Raw genomic sequence first — 24,950 nt, 5'->3', positions numbered from 1 at the left:
AGGAGTCAGTCATGCCGCTTGCCCAACTGATCAGCCCCCCGCAATTGGCCGAGCGCCAGAAGTCGGCAGGGCTGGTGATCCTGGATTGCCGCTTTGCCCTGGAAGACCCGGATTACGGCCTGTGCAGCTACACCGAAGGGCATATCGAGGGCGCGCAATACGCCGACCTGGAGCGCCACCTCAGCGGTCCGGTAACCAAGGGCGTGACGGGTCGTCATCCTTTGCCAGCAGCAGACACGTTCGCCAAGCAGCTACGGGCCTGGGGCATCAGTGCCGACACCGATGTGGTGCTGTATGACGACGGCCCCGGTGCCTATGCCGCCCGTGCCTGGTGGCTGCTGGCCTGGCTGGGCAAGCGTGATGGGGTGTTTATTCTCGATGGTGGCCTCAAGGCCTGGCACAGCGCCGGTTTCCCCTTGAGCCTGGATACGCCGGTGACCGAGCCGGGCACCTTCACTGGTACGCCGGATAATCGGCTGGTGCTGGATGCCGAGCATTTGCAAAAACGCCTGGGTCAGCCCGGCCTGACCTTGATCGACGCCCGCGCCCAGCCGCGTTTTCGTGGAGAGGTTGAACCCATCGATCCGATTGCCGGGCACATCCCTGGCGCGCAGTGCGCGGCATTCACTGAAAACCTGGGCAGTGACGGGCGCTTCCTGCCGGCCGAGCAGCTCAAGCAACGCTTTGCTGCGCAGTTGCAGGGGCGCCCGCCGCAGGAGTTGGTGGCGTACTGCGGTTCGGGGGTGACGGCATGCCATAACCTGTTTGCCCTGGCGTTGGCGGGATATCCGTTGGGCAAGTTGTATGCGGGGTCGTGGAGTGAGTGGATTACGGATCCGGCGCGGGAAATTGCAACAGGCGACTGAGCAATTGGCCCTGTAAACCCAATCAAAATGTGGGAGGGGGCTTGCCCCCGATTGCAGTGTGTCAGTCTCAGTATCTGTAACTGATCCACCGCTATCGGGGGCAAGTCGAATCGTCGCACCGCCCCTCCCACATTTTTAACTGCGTTGTGTCAGTAACCATTGTGGGATGCGGCGTTCCAAGTAATAGCCGGGACGTTTCAGTGAACCCTCCACAAAGCCCACATGCCCACCCTTTGTCAGCAATTCAAACTCGGTGCACTCCGACAGCTCACTCGCTTCCGGCAGGCTATGAGCAAACACAAACGGATCATCGGCCGCCTGGATGATCAGCGTTGGCGTGCGGATATCGCCCAGGTAGTAGCGACTGGATGCGCGGCGATAGTAATCCTCAGCACTCAAGAAGCCATGCAACGGCGCAGTCACTCGCCCATCGAAGTCCCAGAACGTGCGCATCTTCTCCAGGGAGCCCAGTGCCTCCAGGGTTTTCAGACCTTCCTCACGGCCATCTTGCAAAAACTGGCGTTGCTTTACGCGAATGTACGCCAGCATCTCGCGCATGAAGTGCTTCTGGTAGATCCGCGAAAACCCCAGCCCGATGCGATCAGCGCATTGGTCCAGGCGGAACGGCACCGAGACCGCCGCCGCGCCTTGCAGCCCCGAAGTCACGCCGGTTTCGCCCAAGTGCTTGAGCAACACATTGCCGCCCAGGGAATACCCCACGGCATACAGCGGTGCCAGTGGCCGTTTGGCGCGCAGATGGGCAATCGCCGCGGCCAGGTCTTCGCTGGCCCCGGAGTGATAACTGCGCGCCAGAAGGTTGGGCTCGCCCGAGCAGCCGCGCCAGTTCAACGCAACGCTGGCCCAACCTTGGCCGGCGAGGGCCTGTTGCAGGCCGGCCACATAGGGCGAATTGGACGACCCGGTCAGCCCATGCAGCACCAGTACCAACGGTGCGTGCAGGTCATGGGGACCATGCCAGTCGAGATCGAGGAAGTCGCCGTCTTCCAGCCATAGACGTTCGCGTTGGCGTTCGATATGGGTCGTTGGGCGCAACAGCGGCCCCCACAGTGTTTGCAGGTGAGGGTTGCCGAGGCCGAAGGCGGGTTTGAACAGATCGGAAGAGGGGGTCATGAAACTCTCGGTAGCCAGTGAGCTCGCGGTGGCAAGCTCCCCTGCCACAGGTTAAGCGGCGTTTTCGACCAGGCGATGCCACAACGCGTAATACACCCGCCCGGACTTTTGCTCCCGATGCAGGCGCCAACTGCCCGGCAGGCCGAGCGTTGATGGCGCGGTCTCGCTTTCAGTGTAGATCCAGGCATCCGGTGCCAGCCACTGGCGCTCTTCGAGCAAAGCACACACAGTCGGCAGCAGGTTCTGGTTGAACGGCGGGTCGAGGAACACCACGTCGTATTCAGTCACCGCCTGGGTTTCCAGGTAGCGCAGCGCGTCAGCCGTCTGTACCTGGCCGGTGGTGCAACGCAGCGTGCCCAGGTGTTCCTTGAGGCTGGACACCGCCACATTACTGGCATCCAACGCCTGGCCCTGGGCCGCGCCACGGGACAGCGCCTCCAGGAACAGCGCGCCACTGCCGGCGAACGGGTCCAGCACCTTGGCCCCGCCGATGTATGGCGCCAGCCAGTTGAACAGGGTTTCACGCACGCGATCCGGCGTCGGGCGCAGGCCTACGACGTCGGGGAAGCTCAGCTTGCGGCTGCCCCATTCACCGCCAATGATGCGCAGTTGGCCCACACCGTTATGCACGTTGTGGACAGGTTTTTTCGGGCGAGATGAACTGGCCATTAATGCTCCGGAACCCCGAGCGGCTGCTCGGCAGGTTTATCAGTGGGGGGCGGTAGTGGCTTTTGCGCAATCGTCGGGCCGGCGGTCACGATGACCATCTTGTCGGCGCTCAAGTGTTTGTTCATTGCAGCCTTGACCTGCTCTACGGTCAGGGCCTGGGATTGTTTCATGAAATCTTCCAGATAGCTCAGCGGGAGGTTGTAAAAACCCATGGCGCCCAGTTGCCCGACAATATCGGCGTTGCTCGCGGTGGACAGCGGGAAGCTGCCGGCCAGTTCGCGCTTGGCGTCGTCCAGTTCTTTTTGCGTGGGGCCGTTCTTGAGGTAGTCAGCCAGTACATCCTCAACCAGGCGCAGGGTGCCGCCGCTCATTTCGGCGCGGGTCTGCAAGTTGATCATGAACGGGCCGCGCACCTGCATTGGCGAGAAGCCGGAGTACACGCCGTAGGTCAGGCCGCGTTTTTCGCGCACTTCGCTCATCAAGCGGGTGCCGAAGCCACCGCCGCCAAGGATCTGGTTGCCCAGGGACAGAGCTGCGTAGTCCGGATCGGCGCGGTCGATGCCCAATTGCGCAAACAGCAGGTGGGTTTGCTTGGAGGGAAACTCGATACGGCTCAGGCCGGCTTTTGGCTCGGTCGGTTGAGCGATCTTGGCCATGGCCGGGCCCTTGGGCAGTGAGGCCGACACTTTGGCTGTCATGGCCTCGGCCTCAGCGCGAGTCAGGTCGCCGACCACCGCAATCACAGCATTACCCGCCGCGTAGGCTTTGGCGTGGAATGCCTTCAACTGCGCCAGGGTGATCTTCGGCACACTCTCGGGGGTGCCTTCGCTCGGGTGCGCGTAAGGGTGATCGCCGTACAGGCGCTTGAACAGTTCGATGCTCGCCAGCTTGGCGGGGTTCTGCTTCTGATACTCGAAGCCGGCCAGGATCTGGTTCTTGATCCGGGCCAGGGAGTCTGCCGGGAACGTCGGTTGGCCAATAACCTGGTCGAACAGTGCCAGGGCTGCGGTGCGCTTATCGCTGTCGCTGAGGCTGCGCAGGGTGACCAGCGCCATGTCGCGGTAGGCACCATTGCCGAAGTCGGCGCCGAGGCCCTCAAAACCACTGGCGATCTGGCTGACATCCTTGCCCGGCACGCCTTCGTTGAGCATGGCGTTGGTCATCAACGCCAGGCCCGGTGTATCGCCATCCTGGCTGCTGCCGGCGGCGAACAGGATGCGCATGTCGAACATCGGCAGTTCATGGGCTTCGACAAACAGCACCTTGGCGCCTTCGGCGGTGGTCCAGGTTTGCACATCGAGCTTGCGGTTGGTTGGCGCCTTGCCGTCCAGTTCCGCCAGCGACTGCAGGGTGCTGGCCGATTGGGCCTTTTCCAGAGCCTGGCTGGCGACCGACTCGCTCGGGCGCAGGAAATACACGGCACTGGCCGCAACCAGGGTGACTGCGATCAGGCTGGGCAGGATCAGGCGGCTGCTTTTACGATCACTCATGAGCGGTCTCCTCAGGCAAAACATGGGCGACGCTCAGACGTTCGCGGGTGAAATAGGTGCGCGCGGCTTTCTGGATATCTTCTGGCGTCACGCTTTGCAGGTCGGCCAGTTCGGTGTCCATCAGCTTCCAGGACAGGCCGACGGTTTCCAGGGAGCCGATGGCAGTGGCCTGGCTGGTGATGGAGTCGCGTTGGTACACCAGGCCGGCGATGACCTGAGCACGGATGCGCTCCAGTTCTTCAGCGGTCGGCGGCTTGGCTTTCAACTCATCAAGCAGGCGCCACAGGCCGGCTTCGGCTTGGGCGACGGTCTTTTGTTTCTGCTGGTTGGGCGTGGCCGAGAGCATGAACAACGTATCGCCACGGGTATAGGCGTCGTAGTTGGTGGACGCGGCGGATACCAGCTCCTCACCACGCTCCAGTTGCTCGGAGATACGTGCACTGTAGCCGCCGTCCAGCAGGGCCGAGATCAGGCGCAAGGCTTGCACCGAGCGTTTGTCTTCGGCGGTGGCCAGGCCCGGTACGTTGAAGCCCAGGAACACGCTTGGCAGTTGGGTCTGCACCCGCAGGGTCAGCAGGCGCTCGCCGGGTTCGGCCAGCTCCAGCGGGATCTTCGCCGGTGGCACATCACGCTTGGGGATCGGGCCGAAGTAACGCTGGGCCAGGCTTTTCACCTCGTCCGGGGTCACATCGCCGACCACTACCAGGGTGGCGTTGTTGGGCATATACCAGGATTGGTACCAGTGGCGCAGCTCCTCGACCTTCATGCGCTCAAGGTCAGCCATCCAGCCGATGGTCGGCGTGTGGTAGCCGCTGGCCGGGAAGGCCATGGCCTTGAAGCGCTCGTAGGCCTTGGACATCGGGTTGTCGTCGGTGCGCAGGCGGCGTTCTTCCTTGATTACCTCGATTTCGCGGCTGAACTCGTCGGCGGGCAGGCGCAGGCTGGCCATGCGGTCGGCTTCCAGCTCAAAGGCCACGCCCAGGCGGTCGCGGGCCAGCACCTGGTAATACGCGGTGTAGTCATCGCTGGTGAACGCGTTTTCTTCGGCGCCCAGGTCACGCAGGATCAGCGAGGCTTCGCCGGGGCCGACCTTGGCGCTGCCTTTGAACATCATGTGTTCAAGGGCGTGGGACAAACCGGTCTGGCCCGGGGTTTCGTAGCTTGAACCAACCTTGTACCAGACTTGGGAAACCACCACTGGCGCGCGATGGTCTTCGCGCACGACCACTTTAAGGCCGTTATCCAGAGTGAATTCATGAGTGGGTTGTGGGTCGGCAGCGAAGGCTGAAAGGGGCAGACAAACTGTGCTGAGCAGCAGGCCTGCGGCGCGGCGGGCTAGAGCATTCATTCGTTTTTTAACCTGTTGGGCTGCCCGCTTGGTCTTAGCGTCGGCGGGCGAGGAGGTGCTAGGATACTGATCCGATTTAGGGACGGCCACTGCGGTCGTCATCTAGTCCTGGGTTCAGTCGTAGGAAAGTTGGAGTAGTTGGCGTTTTTCCCCGACAATCTTCCACGTTTCGCCGATTTTATCGCTTCAGTCCCATATTGAAACGATTTGCCAAGGCACTTATTTACGCCTTACAAAATGTTGCGCATGAACAAGCGGGCGTTAAAGCAGTCTGTTCTGCATCGAATTTATTTACCGAGGCGCCCTGGCGCATCGCTACTTTGAGATAGCCGTCCTCCATGTTTGGTTCCAACGACGACAAGAAGAGCCCAGCTGCGGCTGGCGAGAAAAAAGGCCTGTTCGGATGGCTGCGCAAAAAGCCGCAGGAAACCGTCGTCGAACAGCCGCAGGTTCAAGCTGAGCCTATTCCAGAGCCTATAGTAGAAGCCGAGCCGGTTGCCGAGACGCCGGCGCCGGTGGTGTTGCCCATCGCGGAGCCGGTATTGCAGCCGGTAGTCGAGGCAGAACCCGAGCCGGAGCCCGAGCCCGAGCACAAACCGTGGCTTGCGCTACCGGTAGCCGAAGAGCCGGTGGCACTGGTTGAAGATGTGCAGGCTGAACACGTGACGCCGCCCATTCCAGTGGCGCCACCGGTAGAGGTAGTGGTCCAGACGCCGCCAGCGGTCGAAATCCCGGTTGAAGTGCCTGCTGTCGTTGCCGCGCCTGCGGTGATCGAAGAGCCTGTCGCGCCTGTCGAAACCAGCAAGAGCGGCTTTTTCGCCCGCCTCAAGCAGGGTCTGAGCAAGACCAGCGCCAGCATCGGCGAAGGTATGGCCAGCCTGTTTCTGGGCAAGAAGGTCATTGACGATGAACTGCTGGAAGACATCGAAACCCGCCTGCTCACCGCCGATGTGGGTGTCGAAGCCACTGCCGTGATCATCCAGAGCCTGACTCAGAAGGTCGCGCGCAAGCAACTGACCGACGCCGATGCGTTGTACAAATCCTTGCAGGCCGAACTGGCTGCAATGCTCAAGCCCGTGGAAGCGCCGTTGGTGATCACCCCGAACAAGCCGTTCGTGATCCTGGTGGTCGGCGTCAACGGCGCGGGCAAAACCACCACCATCGGCAAGCTGGCCAAGAAGCTGCAGGGCGAGGGCAAGAAAGTCATGCTCGCCGCCGGTGACACCTTCCGTGCCGCCGCCGTCGAGCAGTTGCAGGTATGGGGCGAGCGCAACAAGATCCCGGTGATCGCCCAGCACACCGGCGCCGACTCCGCTTCGGTGATCTTCGATGCCGTGCAGGCCGCCAAGGCGCGTAATATCGACGTGTTGATCGCCGATACCGCCGGGCGCCTGCACACCAAAGACAACCTGATGGAAGAGCTGAAGAAAGTGCGCCGTGTGATCAGCAAGCTCGACGCCGATGCGCCGCATGAAGTCTTGCTGGTGCTCGACGCCGGTACTGGTCAGAACGCCATCAGCCAGGCCAAACAATTCAACCAGACGGTGCAGCTGACCGGCCTGGCATTGACTAAGCTCGACGGCACGGCCAAGGGCGGGGTGATTTTCGCCCTGGCTAAACAGTTCGGGTTGCCGATTCGTTATATCGGTGTCGGTGAAGGTATCGACGACCTGCGCACCTTTGAAGCCGAACCCTTTGTACAGGCACTGTTTGCCGAGCGGGAGCGTTCATGATTCGATTCGAACAGGTCGGTAAACGCTATGCCAACGGGCATGTGGGCTTGCATGAGCTGAGCTTTCGAGTGCGTCGCGGCGAGTTCTTGTTTGTCACCGGTCACTCGGGCGCTGGCAAAAGCACGCTGTTGCGCCTGTTACTCGCCATGGAGCGCCCGACCACCGGCAAGTTGCTGCTGGCGGGCCAGGACCTGGCTACCATCAGCAATGCGCAAATTCCGTTTCTACGCCGCCAGATCGGCGTGGTGTTCCAGAATCACCAGCTGCTGTTCGATCGCACGGTGTTCAACAACATCGCGCTGCCGCTGCAGATTCTCGGGCTGTCCAAAGCCGAAATCGTCAAGCGCGTGGATTCGGCGCTGGAGCGCGTGGCATTGTCGGACAAAACCGACCTTTACCCGGGGGACCTGTCCACCGGCCAGCAACAGCGCGTCGGTATTGCCCGCGCCATCGTCCACCGCCCGGCCTTGCTGCTGGCGGACGAACCCACCGGTAACCTCGACCCGCGCCTGGCGGCCGAGATCATGGGGGTGTTCGAAGACATCAATCGGCTGGGCACCAGCGTATTGATCGCCAGCCACGACCTGGCCCTGATCGCCCGTATGCGCCATCGCATGTTGACCTTGCAACGCGGCCGCTTGATCGGTGATGGGGAGGCTGGCGTATGAGTGCTACCCGCAGCCCCAAAGTATCCGAACGCGTGGCACCCAAGCCTGCCGATCCGCAACCGCCGAAGAAAAAGCGTGACGAAGACGACGGCCCGGACTTCGGCACCTTGCTGCACGCCTGGATCGAAAGCCATCGCGCCAGCCTGCTTGACAGCCTGCGTCGCCTGGGCAAACAGCCGATCGGCAGCTTTTTCACCTGCCTGGTCATGGCCGTAGCCTTGAGCCTGCCGATGGGCTTGTCGCTGCTGCTTAATAATGTGGAGCGCCTCGGCGGTTCCTGGCAGCGGGCGGCGCAGATATCGCTGTACCTGAACCTGGACACCAGCAGCAAGGACGGCGAAGCGCTACGCGACGACATCAAGAACATTCCGGGCGTAGCGGATGCCGAATACATCAGCCGCGATCAAGCCCTTGAAGAATTCCAGCAGCAGTCCGGCCTGGGCGAGGCGCTCAAGGAGCTGCCGCAGAACCCGCTGCCGGGCGTGGTGCTGGTGACGCCGAACGAGGTCGACAAGCCGGCGCTGGAGGCCCTGCGACAAAAACTCGCAGAGATGCCCAAGGTGCAACAGGCCCAACTTGATCTAGTCTGGGTAGAGCGCCTGGCCGCGATCCTCAAGCTGGGTGACCGCTTTGTGTTCGGCCTGACGGTGTTATTAGTGTCTGCATTACTTTTGGTGATAGGTAATACCATTCGTCTTCATATTGAAAACCGTCGCACCGAGATAGAAGTGATTAAACTGGTCGGCGGCACGGACAGCTATGTACGCCGTCCTTTCCTGTACATGGGCGCGCTTTATGGCCTGGGTGCCGGGGTGTTGTCCTGGGGCGTGCTGGCGTTTGGCCTGAATTGGTTGAACGACGCGGTTGTCGGGCTGGCGGGTTTGTATGGCAGTGATTTTGCCCTGGCCGGGGTGCCGGTAGCCGATGGTCTGAGTCTCTTGCTTGGCGCGGTGTTGTTGGGGTATATCGGTGCCTGGATTGCGGTAGCACGGCATTTACGTGAACTGGCGCCGAAGTAGTTAATGCCAGATTAATGTGGTTTCGTTTGTATTGACCGTATCAGTGGTTTAGGGAACTTGTCCTACGGTTCCCAGGTCAATTTTCGCAGTGCTGAACTGCACGAGTTATGTGAGTCGGAGGTTTTTTCGTATGACCACTTCTTTGCAACCTGCTTATGCCTTGGTCCCGGGTGCGAACCTGGAGGCCTATGTGCACACGGTCAACAGCATTCCATTGCTGACACCCGAGCAGGAGCGTGAACTGGCCGAGAGTCTCTACTATGAGCAGGATTTGGGGGCGGCTCGGCAGATGGTGCTCGCCCACCTGCGTTTTGTCGTACATATCGCCCGTAGCTATAGTGGCTACGGCCTGGCCCAGGCTGACCTGATCCAGGAAGGCAACGTCGGCCTGATGAAGGCTGTAAAGCGCTTCAACCCTGAAATGGGTGTGCGCCTGGTGTCGTTCGCCGTGCACTGGATCAAGGCGGAAATCCACGAGTTCATCCTGCGCAACTGGCGCATCGTGAAAGTCGCGACCACCAAGGCCCAGCGCAAACTGTTCTTCAACCTGCGCAGCCAGAAGAAACGCCTGGCGTGGCTGAACAACGAGGAAGTCCACCGCGTGGCTGAAAGCCTCGGTGTGGAGCCTCGTGAAGTGCGCGAGATGGAAAGCCGCCTGACCGGCCATGACATGGCCTTTGACCCAGCCGCCGAAGCGGATGACGACAGCGCCTTCCAATCGCCGGCCAACTACCTGGAAGACCACCGGTACGACCCGGCGCGTCAACTGGAAGACGCCGACTGGAGCGACAATTCCAACCACAACCTGCATGAAGCGCTGGAAGTGCTGGACGACCGCAGCCGTGACATCCTCTACCAGCGCTGGCTGGCAGAAGAGAAAGCCACGCTGCATGACCTGGCGCAGAAGTACAACGTGTCGGCCGAGCGGATTCGTCAGCTTGAGAAAAGCGCGATGAACAAGTTGAAGTTGTCGATCGCTGCGTAAAGCGCTGTGAACAAAAAATGCCCCGATCGAAAGACCGGGGCATTTTTGTTTGTGTTCGAAAGTTTCAAATCCGGCACAGTCCACTGTGGGAGCTGGCTTGCCTGCGATAGCGGTGTGTCAGTTTGCAGATGAGTTGGCTGACCTGCCCTCATCGCAGGCAAGCCAGCTCCCACAGGTCCCGTATTGTGTCAGTCGGACCAGGGTGCTTTGCGGGAGTTGTTCAGCTCCGCCAAGTAACCACTGCCACCTAATTGACTCATCTGCTGGCGAATCCAGGCCGCCCTGCGCGCCACATACGCTGTCGGGTGGCTGGCACTCCACACCCTTGGATTAGGCAACACCGCCGCCAGATAGCTGGCCTGTTGCCGCGAAAGCCCCTTGGCGCTCACGCCAAAATGGTGCCGCGCCGCCGCCTCTGCGCCGAATACGCCTTCATCCCACTCCACGCTGTTGAGGTACACCTCAAGAATCCGCTCCTTGGGCCACAGCACCTCGATCAACCCGGTGAACCACGCTTCCAGGCCCTTGCGCAAATAGCTGCGGCCGGCCCACAGGAACAGGTTTTTCGACACTTGCTGGCTCAGCGTACTGGCGCCGCGAATCGAGCCGCCGCGTTCGTTGTGCAGGATCGCGGCCTGGATCGCGCCAAAATCAAAGCCCCAATGTTGCGGGAAGCGCTGGTCTTCACCGGCCATCACCGCCACTTTGAGGTCATCGCTGATTTCATCCCACGGTACCCAGCTGCGTTGCAGGTCAATGGGTTCGCCGTCGATCCAGGACTCGACCTTGCGCTCCACCATCAACGCGGTAAACGGGGGCGGGACCACACGAAACAGCAGCACCAGCAACACACTGCCGATGGCGAACCATTTCACGACGTTGAGAAAGCGTTTGAAGAGGACACGCAGCATAGAGATGGCTTGGCCGAACCCGTTGAGCGGGCCATTATACAGACCCTGCCCGATGAGTCTGACTGGAGTTCCCCATGCTGCGTAGCTTTCTGATGCTGGCTGCCTTTTTCGGTTTTACCGGTGTCGCCCTGGGTGCGTTCGCCGCCCACGGCCTGAAAAACCGCCTGAGCGCCGACTACCTGGCGATCTTCCATACCGGCGTGACCTACCAACTGGTGCACGCCCTGGCGTTGTTCGGCGTGGCGTTGCTGGCGGCGCATATTCCCGGTCGATTGGTCAGTTGGGCGGGTATCTCGTTTACCGTCGGTATTCTGTTGTTCTCGGGCAGCTTGTATGCGCTGACGATGACTGGCATCAGCAAACTGGGGATCATCACGCCGTTTGGCGGGCTGGCGTTCCTGCTTGGCTGGTTCTTCCTTGGCCTGGCAGCGTGGCGCTTGCAGCTTTGACCGCTTGACGCTTGGAGCTGACCGGCAGGTCCCAATCGCGCTAGAATGCGGGCCCCTAAAAACGATGGCGGCCCGTGGCATGCGCATTCAGTTGAACGGCGAACCCTTTGAACTGCCCGACGGTGAAACCGTCGCGGCCCTGCTGACCCGCCTGGACCTGACCGGGCGTCGTGTCGCAGTGGAGCTCAACCTGGATATCGTCCCGCGTAGCCAGCACGCCGAGACCTCGCTGAAGGAAAACGACCAGGTCGAAGTGGTCCACGCCATCGGTGGCGGTTAGCCCGCCACGGCGGTAACGCATTCTGCAGAACCTCATCCAAACAGAGGATTTCCCATGAGCATCGTTCGTAACGACAAGCCTTTCGTCCTGGCCGGTCGTACCTACCAGTCCCGCTTGCTGGTCGGCACCGGCAAGTACCGCGACATGGAAGAGACCCGCCAGGCCATCGAAGCCTCGGGTGCCGAAATCGTGACGTTCGCCGTGCGCCGCACCAACCTGGGCCAGATTGAAGGCGAACCGAACCTGCTCGAAGTGCTGTCCCCAGACCGCTACACCTTCCTGCCGAACACCGCCGGTTGCTACGACGCCATCGAAGCCGTGCGCACCTGCCGCCTGGCCCGTGAGTTGCTGGACGGTCACAACCTGGTGAAGCTGGAAGTGCTGGCCGACCAGAAAACCCTGTTCCCTAATGTGATCGAAACCCTCAAGGCCGCCGAGACCCTGGTCAAGGAAGGCTTTGACGTGATGGTCTACACCAGCGATGACCCGATCATCGCCCGGCAGCTGGCAGAAATCGGCTGTATCGCCGTGATGCCGCTGGCTGGCCTGATCGGTTCCGGCCTGGGCATCTGCAACCCGTACAACCTGCAGATCATCCTTGAAGAAGCCAGGATCCCAGTGCTGGTGGATGCGGGCGTGGGCACTGCCTCCGACGCGACCATCGCCATGGAACTGGGCTGCGACGCGGTGCTGATGAACTCGGCCATCGCCCACGCCCAGCAACCGATCATGATGGCCGAAGCCATGAAACACGCGATCGTCGCGGGCCGCCTGGCCTACCTCGCCGGGCGCATGCCGAAAAAACTCTATGCCAGCGCCTCTTCGCCGCTGGATGGTCTGATCAAGTAAGAGCTATTGATGACTGAATCAAACGAAACGCCGAACACCGTGGAAGCGGGCGACGAGTCCAAGCACCGCCGCATCAAGAGTTTTGTGATGCGCGCCGGCCGTATGACCGAAGGCCAGCAAAAGGGCCTGGAGCAAGGCACGCCGCTGTTCGTTTTGCCCCTGGCCGATGCGCCGGTTGATTACGATCAGGTGTTTGGCCGTTCGGCCCCACGCTCCCTGGAAATCGGCTTCGGCATGGGCCACTCCCTGCTGGAAATGGCCGCGGCCGCGCCGGAGCAGGATTTCATCGGTGTGGAAGTCCACCGTCCAGGTGTCGGCGCATTGCTCAATGGCGTGCTGACCCAGGGCCTGACCAACCTGCGAGTTTACGACTGCGACGCGATTGAAGTGCTCAACCGCTGCATCGCCGACAACAGCCTCGACCGCCTGATGCTGTTCTTCCCGGACCCGTGGCACAAAGCCCGTCACCACAAGCGTCGTATCGTCCAGGCGTCCTTTGCGGAGTTGGTGCGCAGCAAGCTGAAAGTGGGCGGTATCCTGCACATGGCCACCGACTGGGAACCGTACGCGGAATACATGCTGGAAGTGATGAACGTCGCCCCTGGCTACCGCAACCTGGCCGAAGACGGCAAATGCGTGCCACGCCCGGCCGAGCGGCCGATCACCAAGTTCGAACGCCGCGGCGAGCGATTGGGGCATGGGGTGTGGGATTTGAAGTTCGAGAAGTTGGCTTAAACAGTCATCAGCTTGAAATGCAATCAAATGTGGGAGGGGGCTTGCTCCCGATAGCAGGGTGTCAGCCACCAAATCTTTGGCTGATACACCGCAATCGGGAGCAAGCCCCCTCCCACATTTGTATCTGTGTTGGGCCTGGGATCAGCGGCGGTCTGCCACTACCCCAATCAACACCAGCACCACGATCAACACCGGCGCCAGGCTGTAGTTATTGAACTGGCTCAGCCCCCGCACAATCCACGGCGTAGCGTAGATCAACGCCGCACCGCTGCCGATCAGGCACAGCAGGGCCATCAAGGGTACGCGCAAGGCGCCGGCAATGTTGCCCAGACGTGCTTCGACCCAGCCCTTGATATCGGCGCCGAACAGCACCAGCAAGCAGCCCACGAGGGCCAGGGAGATTTCCGACAGGTTGCTACGGCTCCAGCGGGATACGGTGGCGAGCAGGTCGAGTACCAGATCCATTCGATTTCCTTAAGAGCGATCAGCTCAAAAACGTCTGCAACAGGTCATTGAGAAAGAGTTGCCCGCGGTCGGTTGCCGCCAGGCGTGACGGTTCGACCTGCATTAATCCACTTTGTTCTGCCTCGCGGCGGCCTTCATCGAGGCTGGCCAGATCAAGGCCGGTGCGTTCGGCGTAGAGCTTGGCATCGACCCCTTCGGTCAGGCGCAGAGCGTTCATCAGGAACTCGAACGGCAGTTCGTCGTTGGTCAGCTCTTTCGCTCCGGCCTGGAAGCTTTTGGCCGGGTTGAGGTAGTCCTTGGGGGCGCGGGTTTTCCAGGTGCGTACGATGCGCCCGTCCGGGTGGCTGAGCTTGCCGTGGGCGCCGGCGCCGATGCCGATAAAGTCGCCAAAGCTCCAGTAATTCAGGTTGTGTCGCGCCGGGCGGCCGGGCTGGGCATAGGCCGACACCTCGTATTGCGCGTAACCGTGTTCGGCGAGCAGCGCCTGGCCGGCTTCCTGGATGTCCCACAGTGTGTCGTCTTCCGGCAGCGCGGGCGGCTGGTTCCAGAAGACGGTGTTGGGTTCCAAGGTCAGTTGGTACCAGGACAGGTGCGTCGGTTTGAGCGCAATGGCTTGGCGCAGGTCGCCCAGGGCGTCGTCCAGGGACTGGTTGGGCAAACCGTGCATCAAGTCCAGGTTGAAGTTATCGAACCCTGCCTGGCGCGCCATGCCAGCGGCGCGCACGGCTTCATCGCCATTGTGAATACGGCCCAGGGCTTCAAGCTTCTCTTGCTGGAAGCTCTGGATGCCGATGGACAGGCGATTGATCCCCAGTTTGCGGTACGCCACGAACTTCTCTTGCTCGAAGGTCCCGGGGTTGGCTTCCAGGGTGATCTCGATATCCGCGGCGAACCGAATACGGGCTTCCACGCCTTTTAACAAGCGGCCCAACGCGGCGGCGCTGAACAGGCTGGGCGTGCCGCCACCGAAGAAAATCGAACTCAGCTCCCGGCCATAAACGGCGTGCAGGTCTTGATCCAGATCCGCCAGCAATGCATCTACATACTCTTCTTCCGGCAGCACCTTGCTGGCGGTGTGGGAGTTGAAGTCGCAATACGGGCATTTGCGCACGCACCAAGGGATGTGGATGTACAGCGCCAGGGGCGGCAGGTGGGGCAGGGCCGCCCGTGGTGTTTGCGCGCCACCGTGGATCAGCGGCTGCGCAGAGGTGTTCTGGGTCATTTCAAGCCCAGGCGCTGGCGCAGCAACACCATGGCGCGGGCGCGGTGGCTGATCTGGTTCTTGTCGGCCGGGCTCAGTTCGGCGCTGGAGACATTGCGCTCCGGCACCCAGAACAAAGGGTCGTAACCGAAGCCATGCTCACCGCTGGCGGCGTGCAGGATGCGCCCGTGCCACAAGCCTTCGCACAGGATCGGCAGCGGGTCATCGGCATGTCGCACCAGGGCCAGCACGCAGACGAACTGTGCACCACGTTCGGCGTCGGGCACGTCCTTGAGCGCGTCGAGCAGCTTGGCGTTATTGGCTGCGTCGCCCTTGCCATCAGCGTAACGGGCCGAATAAATGCCGGGCGCGCCGCCGAGAAAGTCCACCGCCAGGCCCGAGTCATCCGCCAGGGCCGGCAGGCCGGAGATGCGTGCTGCGTTGCGGGCCTTGAGGATGGCGTTCTCAACGAACGACAAGCCGGTTTCTTCCGGTTCGACCTGGCTGAACTCGCCAATCGAACGCAGTTGCACGGATTCGCCGAGCATGGCCTGCAGTTCTTTGAGTTTGCCGGTGTTATGGCTGGCCAGTACGAGTTGGGTAAGGTTCATCATTCGGCCGGAAACAGTTCTTGGTTGAATTGGAAACCATGGGCTTTGCCGCCGGTTTCAACGTTGATGGTAAATGTCTTGTATTCCCGCTGGGTCACCGAGTAGGGCGCGAGGTAGCTGATGCCGCCTTTCTCTTCGATTTGCTTGAACGTCAGGATCTCGCTTTTGCCGCCCAAATCCTTGATGGTGCCGGTCACCTGGGCCGCGACCGGGGCCACGCCCTTGATCACAGTCACATTGATCAAACCCTTCTCCTTGCTGCGCACTACGCCGACTTTCTGAGCGGTCTCGGGTGGCAGGAAGCTGGAGGTGAAGGTGTTGTAGTGAACGGTGATATCGCCGAAGTCTTTCTTGCGATTAGCGTCGATAGCGTCTGCAGCCATGGCGCTGGCGCCCAGGCATGCGGTCAATAGAAAAATAGCCAAACGACTCATGAACGTCCCTCTTGAAGATGATTAGACGGCAACTTTGTGGTCGGTCAGGCCAGGACTGCTGACCCGGTAAATACCGATTTCGCCCAATAGATTGGGCCATAGCTTACTCGCCCAGCCGTGGCGGTGCTGTTGATCGACGGCAAGGCGGTTGATGACTTTGGCTTCACGCTCGCCACACAACGCTTCGAAGTCTTCGAAGGTGCAGAAGTGGATGTTGGGCGTGTTGTACCACGTGTACGGCAGGAAATCCGAGACCGGCATACGGCCCTTGGTGGCCAGGTACCAGCGGCAGCGCCAGTGGCCGAAATTGGGGAAAGTGATGATGCATTGGCGGCCAACGCGCAGCATTTCGTCGAGGATGCGGTCCGGGTAGTGCACCGCTTGCAGGGCCTGGGTCATCACCACGATATCGAAGCTGTTGCTGGCGAAGTTGCCCAGGCCCTTGTCCAGGTCCTGCTCGATTACGTTGATGCCCTTGGCCACGCACTGGGCGATGTTGTCCGGGTCGTTTTCCAGGCCGTAGCCGGTGACTTGCTTGTTGTCGCGCAGCCAGCTCAGCAGTTCGCCATCGCCGCAGCCCAGGTCGAGCACGCGGCTGCCGGCGGGGATCCAGTCTTGGATGATTTCCAGGTCGGCTCTCATGGCGTTCTCCCAAAGCGTAAGCAATTCATATAAGCGTGATTCGGTTCATGTAGTTGCGAAACGCCTGCAGGTAACGCGGGATCGGAATCAGGAAGGCGTCGTGGCCCTGCGGTGCATCGATCTCCAGGTAGCAGACGTCTTTTTTGGCGGCCATCAGCGCATCCACCAGCTCACGGGAGCGGGCCGGCGAGAAGCGCCAGTCGGTAGTGAATGACATCACGCAGAACTTGGCCGTGGCATGCTCGAAGGTTTTTGCCAGGTCGTCGTCGTGGTTGGCCGCCGGGTCGAAGTAGTCCAGGGCCTTGGTCATCAACAGGTAGGTGTTGGCGTCAAAACGCCCGGAGAATTCTTCACCCTGATAGCGCAGGTAGCTTTCCACCTGGAACTCGACGCTGTGGAAGTCGTAGTTGAGCTTCTCGCTCTTGAGGCCGCGACCGAATTTTTCGCCCATGGAATCATCGGACAGGTAGGTGATATGCCCCACCATCCGCGCCAGCATCAGGCCGCGCTTGGGGATCACGCCGGCTTCCTGGAACGAACCGCCGTGGAACTCGGGGTCGGTGAGGATGGCCTGGCGTGCCACTTCGTTGAAGGCGATGTTCTGCGCCGACAGCTTGGGCGCCGAGGCGATAGCCAGGCAGTGGCGCACGCGGTCCGGGTAGCTGATGGTCCATTGCAGCGCCTGCATACCACCCAGGCTGCCACCAATGACTGCGGCCCACTGGTGGATGCCCAGCAGGTCGGCCAGGCGTGCCTGGCTGTGTACCCAGTCTTCTACGGTCAACACCGGGAAGTCCGCGCCGAATGGCTTGCCGGTGTCCGGGTTGAGGCTGCTGGGGCCGGTGGAGCCATTGCAGCCGCCGAGGTTGTTGAGGCTGACGACGAAGAACTTGTTGGTGTCGATGGGCTTGCCGGGGCCGATGCAACTGTCCCACCAGCCGGGTTTGCGCTCGTCAACGCTGTGGAAACCGGCGGCGTGATGGTGGCCGGACAGGGCGTGGCAGATCAGCACGGCGTTGCTCGCCGTGGCGTTCAGTTGGCCGTAGGTTTCGTAGATCAGGTCGTAGGCAGGCAACGAACGGCCGCAGGCCAGGGCCAGCGGTTCGCTGAAGTGCGCCACTTGAGGCACGACCAGTCCAACAGAATCGGGGGGGAAGGCAGCTGGCATCGACCCTGCTCTCGTTTAAATGAGGCGTAAGTCTAAAGAGCGGGGACCCTAGCGGCAAGCAATGGTCTGTACCAGTACGCAGATACAAAATGTGGGAAGGGTTGATGTGGGAGCCGGGCTTGCCCGCGATGCAGGCACCGCGGTTTTCAGACACACCGAGGTGATGCTATCGCAGGCAAGCCAGCTCCCACACAAGCCAGCTCCTATAGGGGCTACGGCATTCAGATCAGGCCGAACAGCTCTTTGGGCATGTAGGCAAAGTACGCCAGGCGTGGAATCACCCAGCTCTGCAGCAACTGAATCACGATAAACGCAAAGATCGGCGAGATATCCAGGCCACCCAGGTTCGGGATCAGGCGACGGAAGGGTGCCAGCACCGGTTCGGTGATCTGAGCCACCAGTTCGGCGCCCGGGCTACGGCTGCCGGGTGCGACCCACGACAGGATCACGCTGATGATCATCGACCAGAAAATGATCTTCAGGAACAGCGAGAAAATACCGATCAGGCCCCACGGCAACAGCAGCACGGTGAACGCCTGGTAGCCGTTGAGCATCAGGATCACCACGAACAGCAGGATCTGCAGCAGCAACGCCAGCACCAGCGACGACATGTCCAGGCCGAACAGGCTCGGGATCACCCGGCGCAGTGGCTTGAGCAGCGGTTGGGTGGCCTTGACTACGAACTGGCACAACGGGTTGTAGAAGTTCGCCCGCACCAGTTGCAGGATAAAGCGCATCAGCACGATCAGCAGGTACAGGCTGCCCAAGGTCTGAATGATGAAAATGGCAGCGTCATTGATTCCGAGCATGTTTGATTACCTTGGTAAGGGACGACTATTTGCCCAGTTGCTCAGCCATCTCGGCCGAACGATGTGCCGCGGCACCCAGTGCTTTTTCCACCAGGGCCTCAAAGCCCCCGGCCTGGAACGATTCAATGGCGGCTTGCGTGGTGCCGCCCGGCGACGTTACCCGCCGGCGCAGTTCGGCGGCATCGACATCGCTGCCGACAGCCATTTTCGCGGCGCCCAGGGCCGTTTGCTCAGCCAGTTGTTCGGCAACCTCGTGGGGCAGGCCCAGCTTGACGCCAGCGGCGGTCATGGCCTCGATCAACAGGAAGAAGTAGGCCGGGCCACTGCCGGAAACGGCGGTGACCGCATCCAGTTGCTGCTCCTGCTCCAGCCATACGGCAAGGCCCACCGCAGACAGCAACTCCTGAGCCTGGTCACGCTGCTGCGCGCTGACTTCAGCGGTGGCGTACAAACCGCTTACGCCCTGGCGCAGCAACGCTGGGGTATTGGGCATGCAACGTACGATCGGCTGGTCACCGAGCCAGGCTTTCATGCTGGCACAGGTGATGCCGGCGGCAATGGACACCACCAATTGATGCGGCAGCAGGCTTGGACGCAGGCTCTCGCACACGGCCTTCATGGCCTGGGGCTTGACCGCCAGCACGATCACATCGACGCCGTGGATGGCTTCGGCGTTATCGGCAAAGGTTTCAATGCCGTGTTCGGCGCTGACGCGCTCGCGGGTCTCGGCGCCCGGGTCGCTGGCGCGGATCTGTTCGGCGTCCAGGCCCTTGGCCCGCAGGCCACCGATCAGGCTGGCCGCCATGTTACCGGCGCCGATAAAGGCAATACGCGTGTTGCTCATGACAGGTCCTTATTTTCGAGGGAAGTCAGCCATTTTGCGGCTGGCCGTAGTCGCGGGCGCCAAACAGGGCGGTACCGATCCGCACCCAGGTGGCGCCTTGGGCGATGGCCGACTCAAGGTCATGGCTCATGCCCATGGAAAGTGTGTCCAGCGCCAGGTTCAAGCTGGCTTGCAGGTCGCGTACGCTGGCAAACGCCGCATCCTGTGCGGCCCGGTCTTCAGTCGGCTCGGGGATCGCCATCAGGCCGCGCAGCTTCAAGCGCGGCAGGGCGCTGATCGCGTTGGCCAGGGCTGGCAGGTCGGCCGGCGTACAGCCAGATTTGCTGGCCTCGCCACTGACATTGACCTGGATGCAGATATTCAGCGGCGGCAGGTCGGCCGGGCGTTGTTCGGACAGGCGTTGTGCGATTTTCAGGCGGTCCACAGAATGCACCCAAGCGAAGTTCTCGGCGATGGCGCGAGTCTTGTTCGATTGAATGGGGCCGATGAAGTGCCAACTCAAGGGCAGGTCGGTTAAATCCGCCTGTTTGCCCAAGGCTTCCTGCAGGTAGTTCTCGCCAAAATCGCGCATCCCGGCGGCATAGGCGTCGCGCACGGCTTGTGCGGGTTTGGTCTTGCTCACGGCCAGCAGGTGGATGCTGCTTGCGTCACGTTGCACGGCGTCGGCTGCGGCGCGGATGCGCTGGCTAACCAGGCCGATGTTGTCTGCTATCGTCGACATTCAAGATGCGCCCGTGGATATGGAGTCCGCGGCATTCTACTGGAAATGGAAAGCCCTATGGATATCACGCAATTGCTGACGGCCAGCGTAAGCCGTGGCGCCTGTGACCTGCATTTGTCGGCCGGCCTGGCGCCGATGGTGCGAGTCGATGGCGAGGTCTGGCCGATGGATGAGCCGGTGCTGAGCGCAGCGCAACTGGTCGATCTGGTGAGCCCTTTGTTGAATAAACACCAACAAAAGGATTTCGAAACATCTCTTGAAACGGATTTTGCCTTCGAATTGCCGGGAGTCGCACGCTTTCGGGCGAACGTGTTCCGCCAGAATCGCGGTATAGGCGCGGTGTTTCGTGCCATCCCGACCGAGGTCCAGAGCCTGGAAGACCTTGGGTTGGGCGAGGTATTCCAGCGTATGGCTCAGTTCCCCCGTGGCCTGGTGCTGGTCACCGGGCCTACGGGTTCGGGCAAGTCCACGACGCTGGCGGCGATGATCGATTATCTGAACCGGCACCGGCGCCAGCACATCCTCACGCTTGAAGATCCCATCGAATTTATCCACAGGCCGAAACTGGCCCTGATCACCCAACGCCAGGTGCACCGCGACACCCACAGCTTCTGCGTGGCCCTGCGCTCGGCCCTGAGGGAAGACCCGGATGTGATCCTGGTGGGCGAATTGCGCGACCTGGAAACCATCCGCCTGGCCTTGACGGCAGCTGAGACCGGGCACCTGGTGTTTGGCACCCTGCACACTTCATCGGCTGCAAAGACTGTAGACAGGCTGGTGGACGTCTTCCCGGCCGGGGAAAAGGCCATGGTCCGCTCGATGTTGTCGGAGTCGTTGCAGGCGGTGGTGTCTCAGGTACTGGTGAAGAAGGTCGGCGGCGGCCGTGTGGCCGCCCATGAAATCATGCTGGGCACGCCGGCGATTCGCAATCTGATCCGTGAGGACAAGGTGGCGCAGATGGTTTCGGCAATTCAGACCGGTGGCGCGTTGGGGATGAAGACGCTGGATATGAGTTTGAAGGCGTTGGTCGGCGCGGGGCTGGTCAGCCGGGAAGAGGCGCGGGAGAAGGCGAGGGTGCCTGCAGATATCTAAAACGCACAGATACTCATGTGGGAGCTGGCTTGCCTGCGATAGCGGGCTGTCAGGCGCTCTCTCTGCCAACTGACACACCGTCATCGCAGGCAAGCCAGCTCCCACATTTGATTGCATTTCAAATGGGGAGCTTCAGTGGCGCCTGGCTTAGCGCTGCACGATCCGCAGGTTGCTGTTCTGCTCTTTAGGCAGCACACGCTTGGCAATCACGTAGTTCTTGTCCCAGAACGGCTTTTTCAGCGTGTCGATGCTCACCGACTTGCCACGACGCGGCGCGTGGATAAAACGGTCGTTGCCCAGGTAGATGGCTACGTGATTGACCTGGCGGCTCTTGAGCTTGAAGAACAACAAGTCGCCGGGCTTCAGGTCTTTGCGATCAACCTTCAAGCCGTGACCAGCCGCCATGGCGTTGGAGGTGCGCGGCAAATCCACGGCTTTTACATCGTTGAATGCATATTTCACCAGGCCGCTGCAGTCGAACCCTTTACTTGGGCTGCTACCGCCCCAACGATAAGGAGTACCCAGCACGTTGACGGCACGGCTGAGGACGTTGCTGCTTTGCTTGGTGTTGACAGCCATCAGGCCGGGTGTTGCTTTACCGTGTGCCTTGCTCAGTTGAGTCGGGCGGTTGACGGTCAGCTTTACCGATTTGGCCTTGGTGGTTGTGCTGTGGACTTTAGGGGTGAAACCATTGACGTTCGGAAGTCGTTGCTCACGATTGGTGGCGTGGGCGGCCAGTGGCATTAATAGGCAGATGGTCAGCCATGTCTTGAAAAATGGTCGCATTAGGCGTGGCTCTTATGGGTTTGCGCGCAACTTTATAACAGCTTTTTGTGTCGTTCTCAGGCCGTTTGTCGACTGAACCTTGGGGTCAAATCCAGGAAAAACGCGACGAATTGCCGCAATTGTTCTACACAAGTCAGGTGGCATAAGGCTTTGAGGACAGGAAGATACCATTTGCCGTACGTCGGGCGCTCGTAAAAAAGTCACAAAGAAAATGAAAAAATTTATCTATCGAAGCAAAAGAGGTACTCCATGAACACCTATCAACAGGTTGGTCAGCAGCAAGATACCCATAGCAAGGTGATCGGTTACCTGCTGTGGATTTTCGGTTTTACCGGGGCGCATCGCTTTTATTACGGCAAACCCGTGACCGGCACGATCTGGTTTTTTACCTTCGGCCTGCTGGGCATTGGTTGGTTGATCGACGTATTCCTCATCCCGGCCATGGACCGTGAAGCCGACCTGCGTTTTACCGCCGGGCCTATCGAATACAACGTCGCGTGGATCCTGTTGGCGTTCCTGGGTCTGTTCGGTGTGCACCGTATGTACCAGGGCAAATGGATCACCGGCCTGATCTACCTGCTGACCGGCGGTTTGTTCCTGATTGGGGTGCTGTATGACTTCTGGACGTTGAATACGCAGATCTCGATCCGCAATGCCGAGCGCAATAACGGCCGCTGATCTCTCGGCCCTATAGAGAACAAAATGTGGGAGGGAGCAAGCCCCCTCCCACATTTTTTACTGCGCTCATTCTAGACCGGTTTCAGGCCTGGTAAGTGATCCGCCCATCCATCAAGGTGTACCGCACCGTCGCCGGCAGGCTGTGGCCAATGAACGGGCAGTTTTCACCCTTGGACAACCAATGCTCCCCTGCCACCGTTGAGCTGCCCAGGTCAAACAGCACCAGGTCCGCTGGCGAACCGACTTCAAGCTTGCCCGCCGGCAAGCGCAGTGCGTCGGCCGGGCCGGCGCTCAGGCGGGACAATAGCGTCGGCAGGTCGAGCAAGCCGTCTTCCACCAAGGTCATTGCCAGCGGCAACAACAACTCCACGCTACTGATACCCGGCTCGGTCGCGCCAAATGGCGCCAACTTGGCGTCACGCTCGTGAGGCTGGTGATGGCTGGAAATCGCTGACACCACCCCCGACTTCACCGCCGCACGCAAACCGTCACGGTCGGCCTTGGTACGCAGTGGAGGCTGCACGTGATACAGGCTGGAGAAGTCGATCAGCGCCTCATCCGTCAGGATCAATTGGTACAACGCCACATCCGCCGTCACCGGCAAGCCACGGGCCTGGGCCTGGGCGATCAGGGCAACGCCGCGGGCGCTGGTCAGCTGGCTGAAGTGTGCGCGTACGCCGCTTTGCTCCACCAGCAACAGGTCACGGGCCAGGGCCACGGTTTCGGCGGTTTCCGGGATGCCCGGCAGGCCGAGGAAGCTGGCGACTGCCCCTTCATGGGCCAGGCCGCCTTCGGCCAGGTCGCGGTCCTGGGAATGGAAGATCACCGTCAGGTCGAAGGTGGCCGCGTATTCCAGGGCACGGCACAGCGTGCGGGTACTGCGAAAACTTTCCAGGCCGTTGCTGAAGGCCACGCAACCGGCATCGCGCAGTGCGATCAGTTCGGCCAGTTGTTCGCCATCCAGGCCTTTGCTCAAGGCGCCGACGGGAAACACCTTGCAATTGCCGGCTTCACGGGCGCGGTCCAGGATCAGCTCGGTCACCGCCGAAGTGTCCAGCACCGGCTTGGTGTTCGGCGGGCAGCACAGGCTGGTCACGCCACCGGCCGCAGCGGCCTGGGTTTCGCTGTTGACGTTGCCTTTGCGGCTGTAGCCCGGCTCGCGCAGGGCGACGTTCAGGTCCACCAGCCCGGGCGCGGCCACCAGGCCCTTGGCGTCGATGCTTTCGATGGCGTTGAAGCCGGCAGGTGCGGCGCCAATGGCGATGATCTTGCCGGCGTCCAGATAAAGATCGGTAACTTGGTCCAGGCCACTGGCTGGATCGATGACTCGGGCGCCGAGAATGCTGAGCTTCACTGGGCCTGCTCCTGCTCGAATTGACGTTGCGCGGTCTGCCCGCTCATGGCCATGGACAGCACGGCCATGCGTACCGCGATGCCGTAGGTCACTTGGTTCAAGATCACCGACTGCGGGCCATCGGCCACCGCCGACTCAATCTCCACCCCGCGGTTGATCGGCCCCGGGTGCATCACGATGGCATCCGGCTTGGCCCCGGCCAAACGTGCGGTGGTCAGGCCGAACAGGCGGTAGAACTCGCCTTCGCTGGGCAGCAAGCCACCAGCCATGCGCTCGCGTTGCAGGCGCAGCATGATCACCACGTCCACATCCTTGAGGCCCTCGGCCATGTCGGTGTAGACCTTTACGCCGTACTGCTCGATGCCGATGGGCAGCAGGGTTTTCGGCGCGATCACGCGGATATCCGGGCAGCCCAGGGCTTTGAGGGCCAGCATGTTCGAGCGTGCTACACGGGAGTGCAGGATGTCGCCGACGATGGCCACCGAGAGGTTTTCAAAGCTGCCCTTGTGCCGACGGATGGTGAGCATGTCGAGCATGCCCTGGGTCGGGTGGGCGTGGCGGCCGTCGCCGCCGTTGATGACCGCTACCTGCGGGCACACATGCTCGGCGATGAAGTGCGCGGCGCCGGAGTCGCCGTGGCGTACCACGAACATGTCGGCGGCCATGGCTTCGAGGTTGCGCAGGGTGTCGAGCAGGGTCTCGCCCTTGCTCGCCGACGAGGTGGACACGTTCAGCGTGATCACGTCGGCCGATAGCCGCTGGGCTGCCAGTTCAAAGGTGGTGCGGGTGCGGGTGGAGTTCTCGAAGAACACATTGCAGATGGTCTTGCCGCGCAGCAGCGGGACCTTCTTCACCGCGCGGCCGCCGACTTCAAGGAACGAGTCGGCGGTGTCGAGGATTTCGGTGAGCAGTTCGCGGGGCAAACCGTCGAGGGACAAGAAATGTTGCAACTGGCCCTGAGCATTGAGCTGCAGCGGGCGCTTGGCATCTAGAGGCGTCATCGCGGGGACTC

General features: G+C 61.1%; 28 protein-coding genes. 11 read left to right on the top strand and 17 right to left on the bottom strand.

Translation table 11 applies throughout. The features are described 5' to 3' along the window. The first annotated feature begins 11 nt into the window (after nt 1-11). Entirely contained in the window at nt 12-866 is an 855-nt protein-coding gene (locus FW800_RS19505; protein ID WP_446438264.1) for a sulfurtransferase, read from the top strand. 135 nt (nt 867-1,001) lie between these two features. Here the strand turns inward: FW800_RS19505 and FW800_RS19500 are convergent, their stop codons facing one another. From FW800_RS19500 to FW800_RS19485, 4 genes are read right to left on the bottom strand one after another with little or no spacing between them, the layout of a single operon-like run. After that, nucleotides 1,002-1,997, bottom strand: a complete 996-nt coding sequence (locus tag FW800_RS19500; protein WP_032878905.1) for a hydrolase — start codon at nt 1,995-1,997, stop codon at nt 1,002-1,004. 51 nt (nt 1,998-2,048) lie between these two features. After that, nucleotides 2,049-2,666 (bottom strand): 16S rRNA (guanine(966)-N(2))-methyltransferase RsmD, encoded by a 618-nt coding sequence (gene rsmD, locus FW800_RS19495; protein WP_005792291.1) that lies wholly within the window; start codon nt 2,664-2,666, stop codon nt 2,049-2,051. Then, entirely contained in the window at nt 2,666-4,156 is a 1,491-nt protein-coding gene (locus FW800_RS19490; protein WP_078822563.1) for a M16 family metallopeptidase, read from the bottom strand. The genes rsmD and FW800_RS19490 overlap by 1 nt, the downstream gene beginning before the upstream one ends. Further along, entirely contained in the window at nt 4,149-5,504 is a 1,356-nt protein-coding gene (locus FW800_RS19485; protein WP_446438263.1) for a M16 family metallopeptidase, read from the bottom strand. Before FW800_RS19485 ends, FW800_RS19490 begins: the two co-directional genes overlap by 8 nt. A gap of 338 nt (nt 5,505-5,842) precedes the next feature. Between FW800_RS19485 and ftsY the strand changes: the two genes are divergently transcribed. The 4 genes from ftsY (at nt 5,843) to rpoH (ending at nt 9,909) form a co-directional block, all read left to right on the top strand. Continuing rightward, complete coding sequence (ftsY, locus tag FW800_RS19480; RefSeq protein WP_446438262.1) at nt 5,843-7,237, top strand: signal recognition particle-docking protein FtsY; 1,395 nt, start codon at nt 5,843-5,845, stop codon at nt 7,235-7,237. Next, nucleotides 7,234-7,905 carry a cell division ATP-binding protein FtsE gene (ftsE, locus tag FW800_RS19475; RefSeq protein WP_003213784.1) on the top strand — a complete coding sequence of 224 codons (672 nt, stop codon included), beginning with the start codon at nt 7,234-7,236 and terminating at the stop codon, nt 7,903-7,905. Before ftsY ends, ftsE begins: the two co-directional genes overlap by 4 nt. Further along, on the top strand, nt 7,902-8,924 hold the full coding sequence (gene ftsX / locus FW800_RS19470) for a permease-like cell division protein FtsX (protein ID WP_005792287.1): 1,023 nt from the start codon (nt 7,902-7,904) through the stop codon (nt 8,922-8,924). The genes ftsE and ftsX overlap by 4 nt, the downstream gene beginning before the upstream one ends. A 130-nt stretch (nt 8,925-9,054) precedes the next feature. Continuing rightward, nucleotides 9,055-9,909, top strand: a complete 855-nt coding sequence (rpoH, locus tag FW800_RS19465) for an RNA polymerase sigma factor RpoH (protein WP_003176698.1) — start codon at nt 9,055-9,057, stop codon at nt 9,907-9,909. 188 nt (nt 9,910-10,097) lie between these two features. On the opposite strand, the gene mtgA is transcribed toward rpoH, so the two are convergent. After that, the gene (gene mtgA / locus FW800_RS19460; RefSeq protein WP_122735882.1) at nt 10,098-10,820 is read right to left on the bottom strand and encodes a monofunctional biosynthetic peptidoglycan transglycosylase; all 723 of its coding nucleotides are present in this window, start codon (nt 10,818-10,820) and stop codon (nt 10,098-10,100) included. 74 nt (nt 10,821-10,894) lie between these two features. On the opposite strand from mtgA, the gene FW800_RS19455 reads away from it, so the two are divergent. From FW800_RS19455 to trmB, 4 genes are all read left to right on the top strand, one after another. Then, nucleotides 10,895-11,269 carry a DUF423 domain-containing protein gene (locus tag FW800_RS19455; RefSeq protein ID WP_032878916.1) on the top strand — a complete coding sequence of 125 codons (375 nt, stop codon included), beginning with the start codon at nt 10,895-10,897 and terminating at the stop codon, nt 11,267-11,269. Between the two features lie 79 nt (nt 11,270-11,348). Then, nucleotides 11,349-11,549 carry a sulfur carrier protein ThiS gene (gene thiS, locus FW800_RS19450; RefSeq protein ID WP_032878918.1) on the top strand — a complete coding sequence of 67 codons (201 nt, stop codon included), beginning with the start codon at nt 11,349-11,351 and terminating at the stop codon, nt 11,547-11,549. A 54-nt stretch (nt 11,550-11,603) separates the two neighbouring features. Next, nucleotides 11,604-12,398, top strand: coding sequence for a thiazole synthase (locus tag FW800_RS19445; RefSeq protein WP_032878919.1), 795 nt, complete (start codon nt 11,604-11,606; stop codon nt 12,396-12,398). 9 nt (nt 12,399-12,407) lie between these two features. Further along, a complete protein-coding gene (gene trmB / locus FW800_RS19440) occupies nt 12,408-13,133 on the top strand; it encodes a tRNA (guanosine(46)-N7)-methyltransferase TrmB (protein WP_032878921.1) in 726 nt (241 codons plus the stop codon). Between the two features lie 141 nt (nt 13,134-13,274). Here the strand turns inward: trmB and FW800_RS19435 are convergent, their stop codons facing one another. The 9 genes from FW800_RS19435 to FW800_RS19395 form a co-directional block, all read right to left on the bottom strand. Continuing rightward, nucleotides 13,275-13,598: a DUF3392 domain-containing protein gene (locus FW800_RS19435; protein ID WP_005792278.1), complete on the bottom strand. Its 324-nt coding sequence runs from the start codon at nt 13,596-13,598 to the stop codon at nt 13,275-13,277. 19 nt (nt 13,599-13,617) lie between these two features. Continuing rightward, on the bottom strand, nt 13,618-14,820 hold the full coding sequence (gene hemW, locus FW800_RS19430; protein WP_078822559.1) for a radical SAM family heme chaperone HemW: 1,203 nt from the start codon (nt 14,818-14,820) through the stop codon (nt 13,618-13,620). Beyond that, nucleotides 14,817-15,413, bottom strand: a complete 597-nt coding sequence (gene rdgB, locus FW800_RS19425; RefSeq protein ID WP_078822558.1) for an RdgB/HAM1 family non-canonical purine NTP pyrophosphatase — start codon at nt 15,411-15,413, stop codon at nt 14,817-14,819. The genes hemW and rdgB overlap by 4 nt, the downstream gene beginning before the upstream one ends. Next, nucleotides 15,410-15,844: a DUF4426 domain-containing protein gene (locus tag FW800_RS19420; protein WP_078822557.1), complete on the bottom strand. Its 435-nt coding sequence runs from the start codon at nt 15,842-15,844 to the stop codon at nt 15,410-15,412. Before FW800_RS19420 ends, rdgB begins: the two co-directional genes overlap by 4 nt. A 21-nt stretch (nt 15,845-15,865) precedes the next feature. Further along, a complete protein-coding gene (metW, locus tag FW800_RS19415) occupies nt 15,866-16,486 on the bottom strand; it encodes a methionine biosynthesis protein MetW (protein ID WP_005792273.1) in 621 nt (206 codons plus the stop codon). 25 nt (nt 16,487-16,511) lie between these two features. Next, nucleotides 16,512-17,654 carry a homoserine O-succinyltransferase MetX gene (gene metX / locus FW800_RS19410; RefSeq protein ID WP_446438261.1) on the bottom strand — a complete coding sequence of 381 codons (1,143 nt, stop codon included), beginning with the start codon at nt 17,652-17,654 and terminating at the stop codon, nt 16,512-16,514. A 221-nt stretch (nt 17,655-17,875) separates the two neighbouring features. Beyond that, complete coding sequence (locus tag FW800_RS19405) at nt 17,876-18,463, bottom strand: YggT family protein (protein WP_003195087.1); 588 nt, start codon at nt 18,461-18,463, stop codon at nt 17,876-17,878. A 25-nt stretch (nt 18,464-18,488) separates the two neighbouring features. After that, entirely contained in the window at nt 18,489-19,307 is an 819-nt protein-coding gene (gene proC / locus FW800_RS19400) for a pyrroline-5-carboxylate reductase (RefSeq protein ID WP_446438260.1), read from the bottom strand. A gap of 25 nt (nt 19,308-19,332) precedes the next feature. Then, nucleotides 19,333-20,028, bottom strand: coding sequence for a YggS family pyridoxal phosphate-dependent enzyme (locus FW800_RS19395; protein WP_078822556.1), 696 nt, complete (start codon nt 20,026-20,028; stop codon nt 19,333-19,335). 57 nt (nt 20,029-20,085) lie between these two features. Between FW800_RS19395 and FW800_RS19390 the strand changes: the two genes are divergently transcribed. Next, nucleotides 20,086-21,120 (top strand): type IV pilus twitching motility protein PilT, encoded by a 1,035-nt coding sequence (locus tag FW800_RS19390; protein WP_032878931.1) that lies wholly within the window; start codon nt 20,086-20,088, stop codon nt 21,118-21,120. Nucleotides 21,121-21,267: 147 nt separating this feature from the next. Here the strand turns inward: FW800_RS19390 and FW800_RS19385 are convergent, their stop codons facing one another. After that, nucleotides 21,268-21,906, bottom strand: coding sequence for a C40 family peptidase (locus FW800_RS19385; protein ID WP_005792265.1), 639 nt, complete (start codon nt 21,904-21,906; stop codon nt 21,268-21,270). 249 nt (nt 21,907-22,155) lie between these two features. On the opposite strand from FW800_RS19385, the gene FW800_RS19380 reads away from it, so the two are divergent. Continuing rightward, entirely contained in the window at nt 22,156-22,584 is a 429-nt protein-coding gene (locus FW800_RS19380; RefSeq protein ID WP_032878933.1) for an NINE protein, read from the top strand. An 82-nt stretch (nt 22,585-22,666) separates the two neighbouring features. Here FW800_RS19380 and FW800_RS19375 read toward each other — a convergent pair whose 3' ends face one another. Both FW800_RS19375 and FW800_RS19370 read right to left on the bottom strand, forming a co-directional pair. Beyond that, a complete protein-coding gene (locus FW800_RS19375; protein WP_446438259.1) occupies nt 22,667-23,938 on the bottom strand; it encodes a dihydroorotase in 1,272 nt (423 codons plus the stop codon). Continuing rightward, entirely contained in the window at nt 23,935-24,939 is a 1,005-nt protein-coding gene (locus FW800_RS19370) for an aspartate carbamoyltransferase catalytic subunit (RefSeq protein ID WP_032878936.1), read from the bottom strand. Before FW800_RS19370 ends, FW800_RS19375 begins: the two co-directional genes overlap by 4 nt. Nucleotides 24,940-24,950: the final 11 nt, after the last annotated feature.

It is taken from the genome of Pseudomonas sp. 910_23, from assembly GCF_052850795.1.
Note: the sequence above shows the minus strand (reverse complement) of the source record. Positions and strands in the feature narration are given on the sequence as shown.

Excerpts from the sequence above, each read along its gene's own strand:
- FW800_RS19505 (WP_446438264.1), top strand. The coding sequence starts at position 12 with ATGCCGCTTGCCCAACTGATCAGCCCCCCGCAATTGGCCGAGCGCCAG.
- FW800_RS19500 (WP_032878905.1), bottom strand. The coding sequence starts at position 1,997 with ATGACCCCCTCTTCCGATCTGTTCAAACCCGCCTTCGGCCTCGGCAAC.
- rsmD (WP_005792291.1), bottom strand. The coding sequence starts at position 2,666 with ATGGCCAGTTCATCTCGCCCGAAAAAACCTGTCCACAACGTGCATAAC.
- FW800_RS19490 (WP_078822563.1), bottom strand. The coding sequence starts at position 4,156 with ATGAGTGATCGTAAAAGCAGCCGCCTGATCCTGCCCAGCCTGATCGCA.
- FW800_RS19485 (WP_446438263.1), bottom strand. The coding sequence starts at position 5,504 with ATGAATGCTCTAGCCCGCCGCGCCGCAGGCCTGCTGCTCAGCACAGTT.
- ftsY (WP_446438262.1), top strand. The coding sequence starts at position 5,843 with ATGTTTGGTTCCAACGACGACAAGAAGAGCCCAGCTGCGGCTGGCGAG.
- ftsE (WP_003213784.1), top strand. The coding sequence starts at position 7,234 with ATGATTCGATTCGAACAGGTCGGTAAACGCTATGCCAACGGGCATGTG.
- ftsX (WP_005792287.1), top strand. The coding sequence starts at position 7,902 with ATGAGTGCTACCCGCAGCCCCAAAGTATCCGAACGCGTGGCACCCAAG.
- rpoH (WP_003176698.1), top strand. The coding sequence starts at position 9,055 with ATGACCACTTCTTTGCAACCTGCTTATGCCTTGGTCCCGGGTGCGAAC.
- mtgA (WP_122735882.1), bottom strand. The coding sequence starts at position 10,820 with ATGCTGCGTGTCCTCTTCAAACGCTTTCTCAACGTCGTGAAATGGTTC.
- FW800_RS19455 (WP_032878916.1), top strand. The coding sequence starts at position 10,895 with ATGCTGCGTAGCTTTCTGATGCTGGCTGCCTTTTTCGGTTTTACCGGT.
- thiS (WP_032878918.1), top strand. The coding sequence starts at position 11,349 with ATGCGCATTCAGTTGAACGGCGAACCCTTTGAACTGCCCGACGGTGAA.
- FW800_RS19445 (WP_032878919.1), top strand. The coding sequence starts at position 11,604 with ATGAGCATCGTTCGTAACGACAAGCCTTTCGTCCTGGCCGGTCGTACC.
- trmB (WP_032878921.1), top strand. The coding sequence starts at position 12,408 with ATGACTGAATCAAACGAAACGCCGAACACCGTGGAAGCGGGCGACGAG.
- FW800_RS19435 (WP_005792278.1), bottom strand. The coding sequence starts at position 13,598 with ATGGATCTGGTACTCGACCTGCTCGCCACCGTATCCCGCTGGAGCCGT.
- hemW (WP_078822559.1), bottom strand. The coding sequence starts at position 14,820 with ATGACCCAGAACACCTCTGCGCAGCCGCTGATCCACGGTGGCGCGCAA.
- rdgB (WP_078822558.1), bottom strand. The coding sequence starts at position 15,413 with ATGATGAACCTTACCCAACTCGTACTGGCCAGCCATAACACCGGCAAA.
- FW800_RS19420 (WP_078822557.1), bottom strand. The coding sequence starts at position 15,844 with ATGAGTCGTTTGGCTATTTTTCTATTGACCGCATGCCTGGGCGCCAGC.
- metW (WP_005792273.1), bottom strand. The coding sequence starts at position 16,486 with ATGAGAGCCGACCTGGAAATCATCCAAGACTGGATCCCCGCCGGCAGC.
- metX (WP_446438261.1), bottom strand. The coding sequence starts at position 17,654 with ATGCCAGCTGCCTTCCCCCCCGATTCTGTTGGACTGGTCGTGCCTCAA.
- FW800_RS19405 (WP_003195087.1), bottom strand. The coding sequence starts at position 18,463 with ATGCTCGGAATCAATGACGCTGCCATTTTCATCATTCAGACCTTGGGC.
- proC (WP_446438260.1), bottom strand. The coding sequence starts at position 19,307 with ATGAGCAACACGCGTATTGCCTTTATCGGCGCCGGTAACATGGCGGCC.
- FW800_RS19395 (WP_078822556.1), bottom strand. The coding sequence starts at position 20,028 with ATGTCGACGATAGCAGACAACATCGGCCTGGTTAGCCAGCGCATCCGC.
- FW800_RS19390 (WP_032878931.1), top strand. The coding sequence starts at position 20,086 with ATGGATATCACGCAATTGCTGACGGCCAGCGTAAGCCGTGGCGCCTGT.
- FW800_RS19385 (WP_005792265.1), bottom strand. The coding sequence starts at position 21,906 with ATGCGACCATTTTTCAAGACATGGCTGACCATCTGCCTATTAATGCCA.
- FW800_RS19380 (WP_032878933.1), top strand. The coding sequence starts at position 22,156 with ATGAACACCTATCAACAGGTTGGTCAGCAGCAAGATACCCATAGCAAG.
- FW800_RS19370 (WP_032878936.1), bottom strand. The coding sequence starts at position 24,939 with ATGACGCCTCTAGATGCCAAGCGCCCGCTGCAGCTCAATGCTCAGGGC.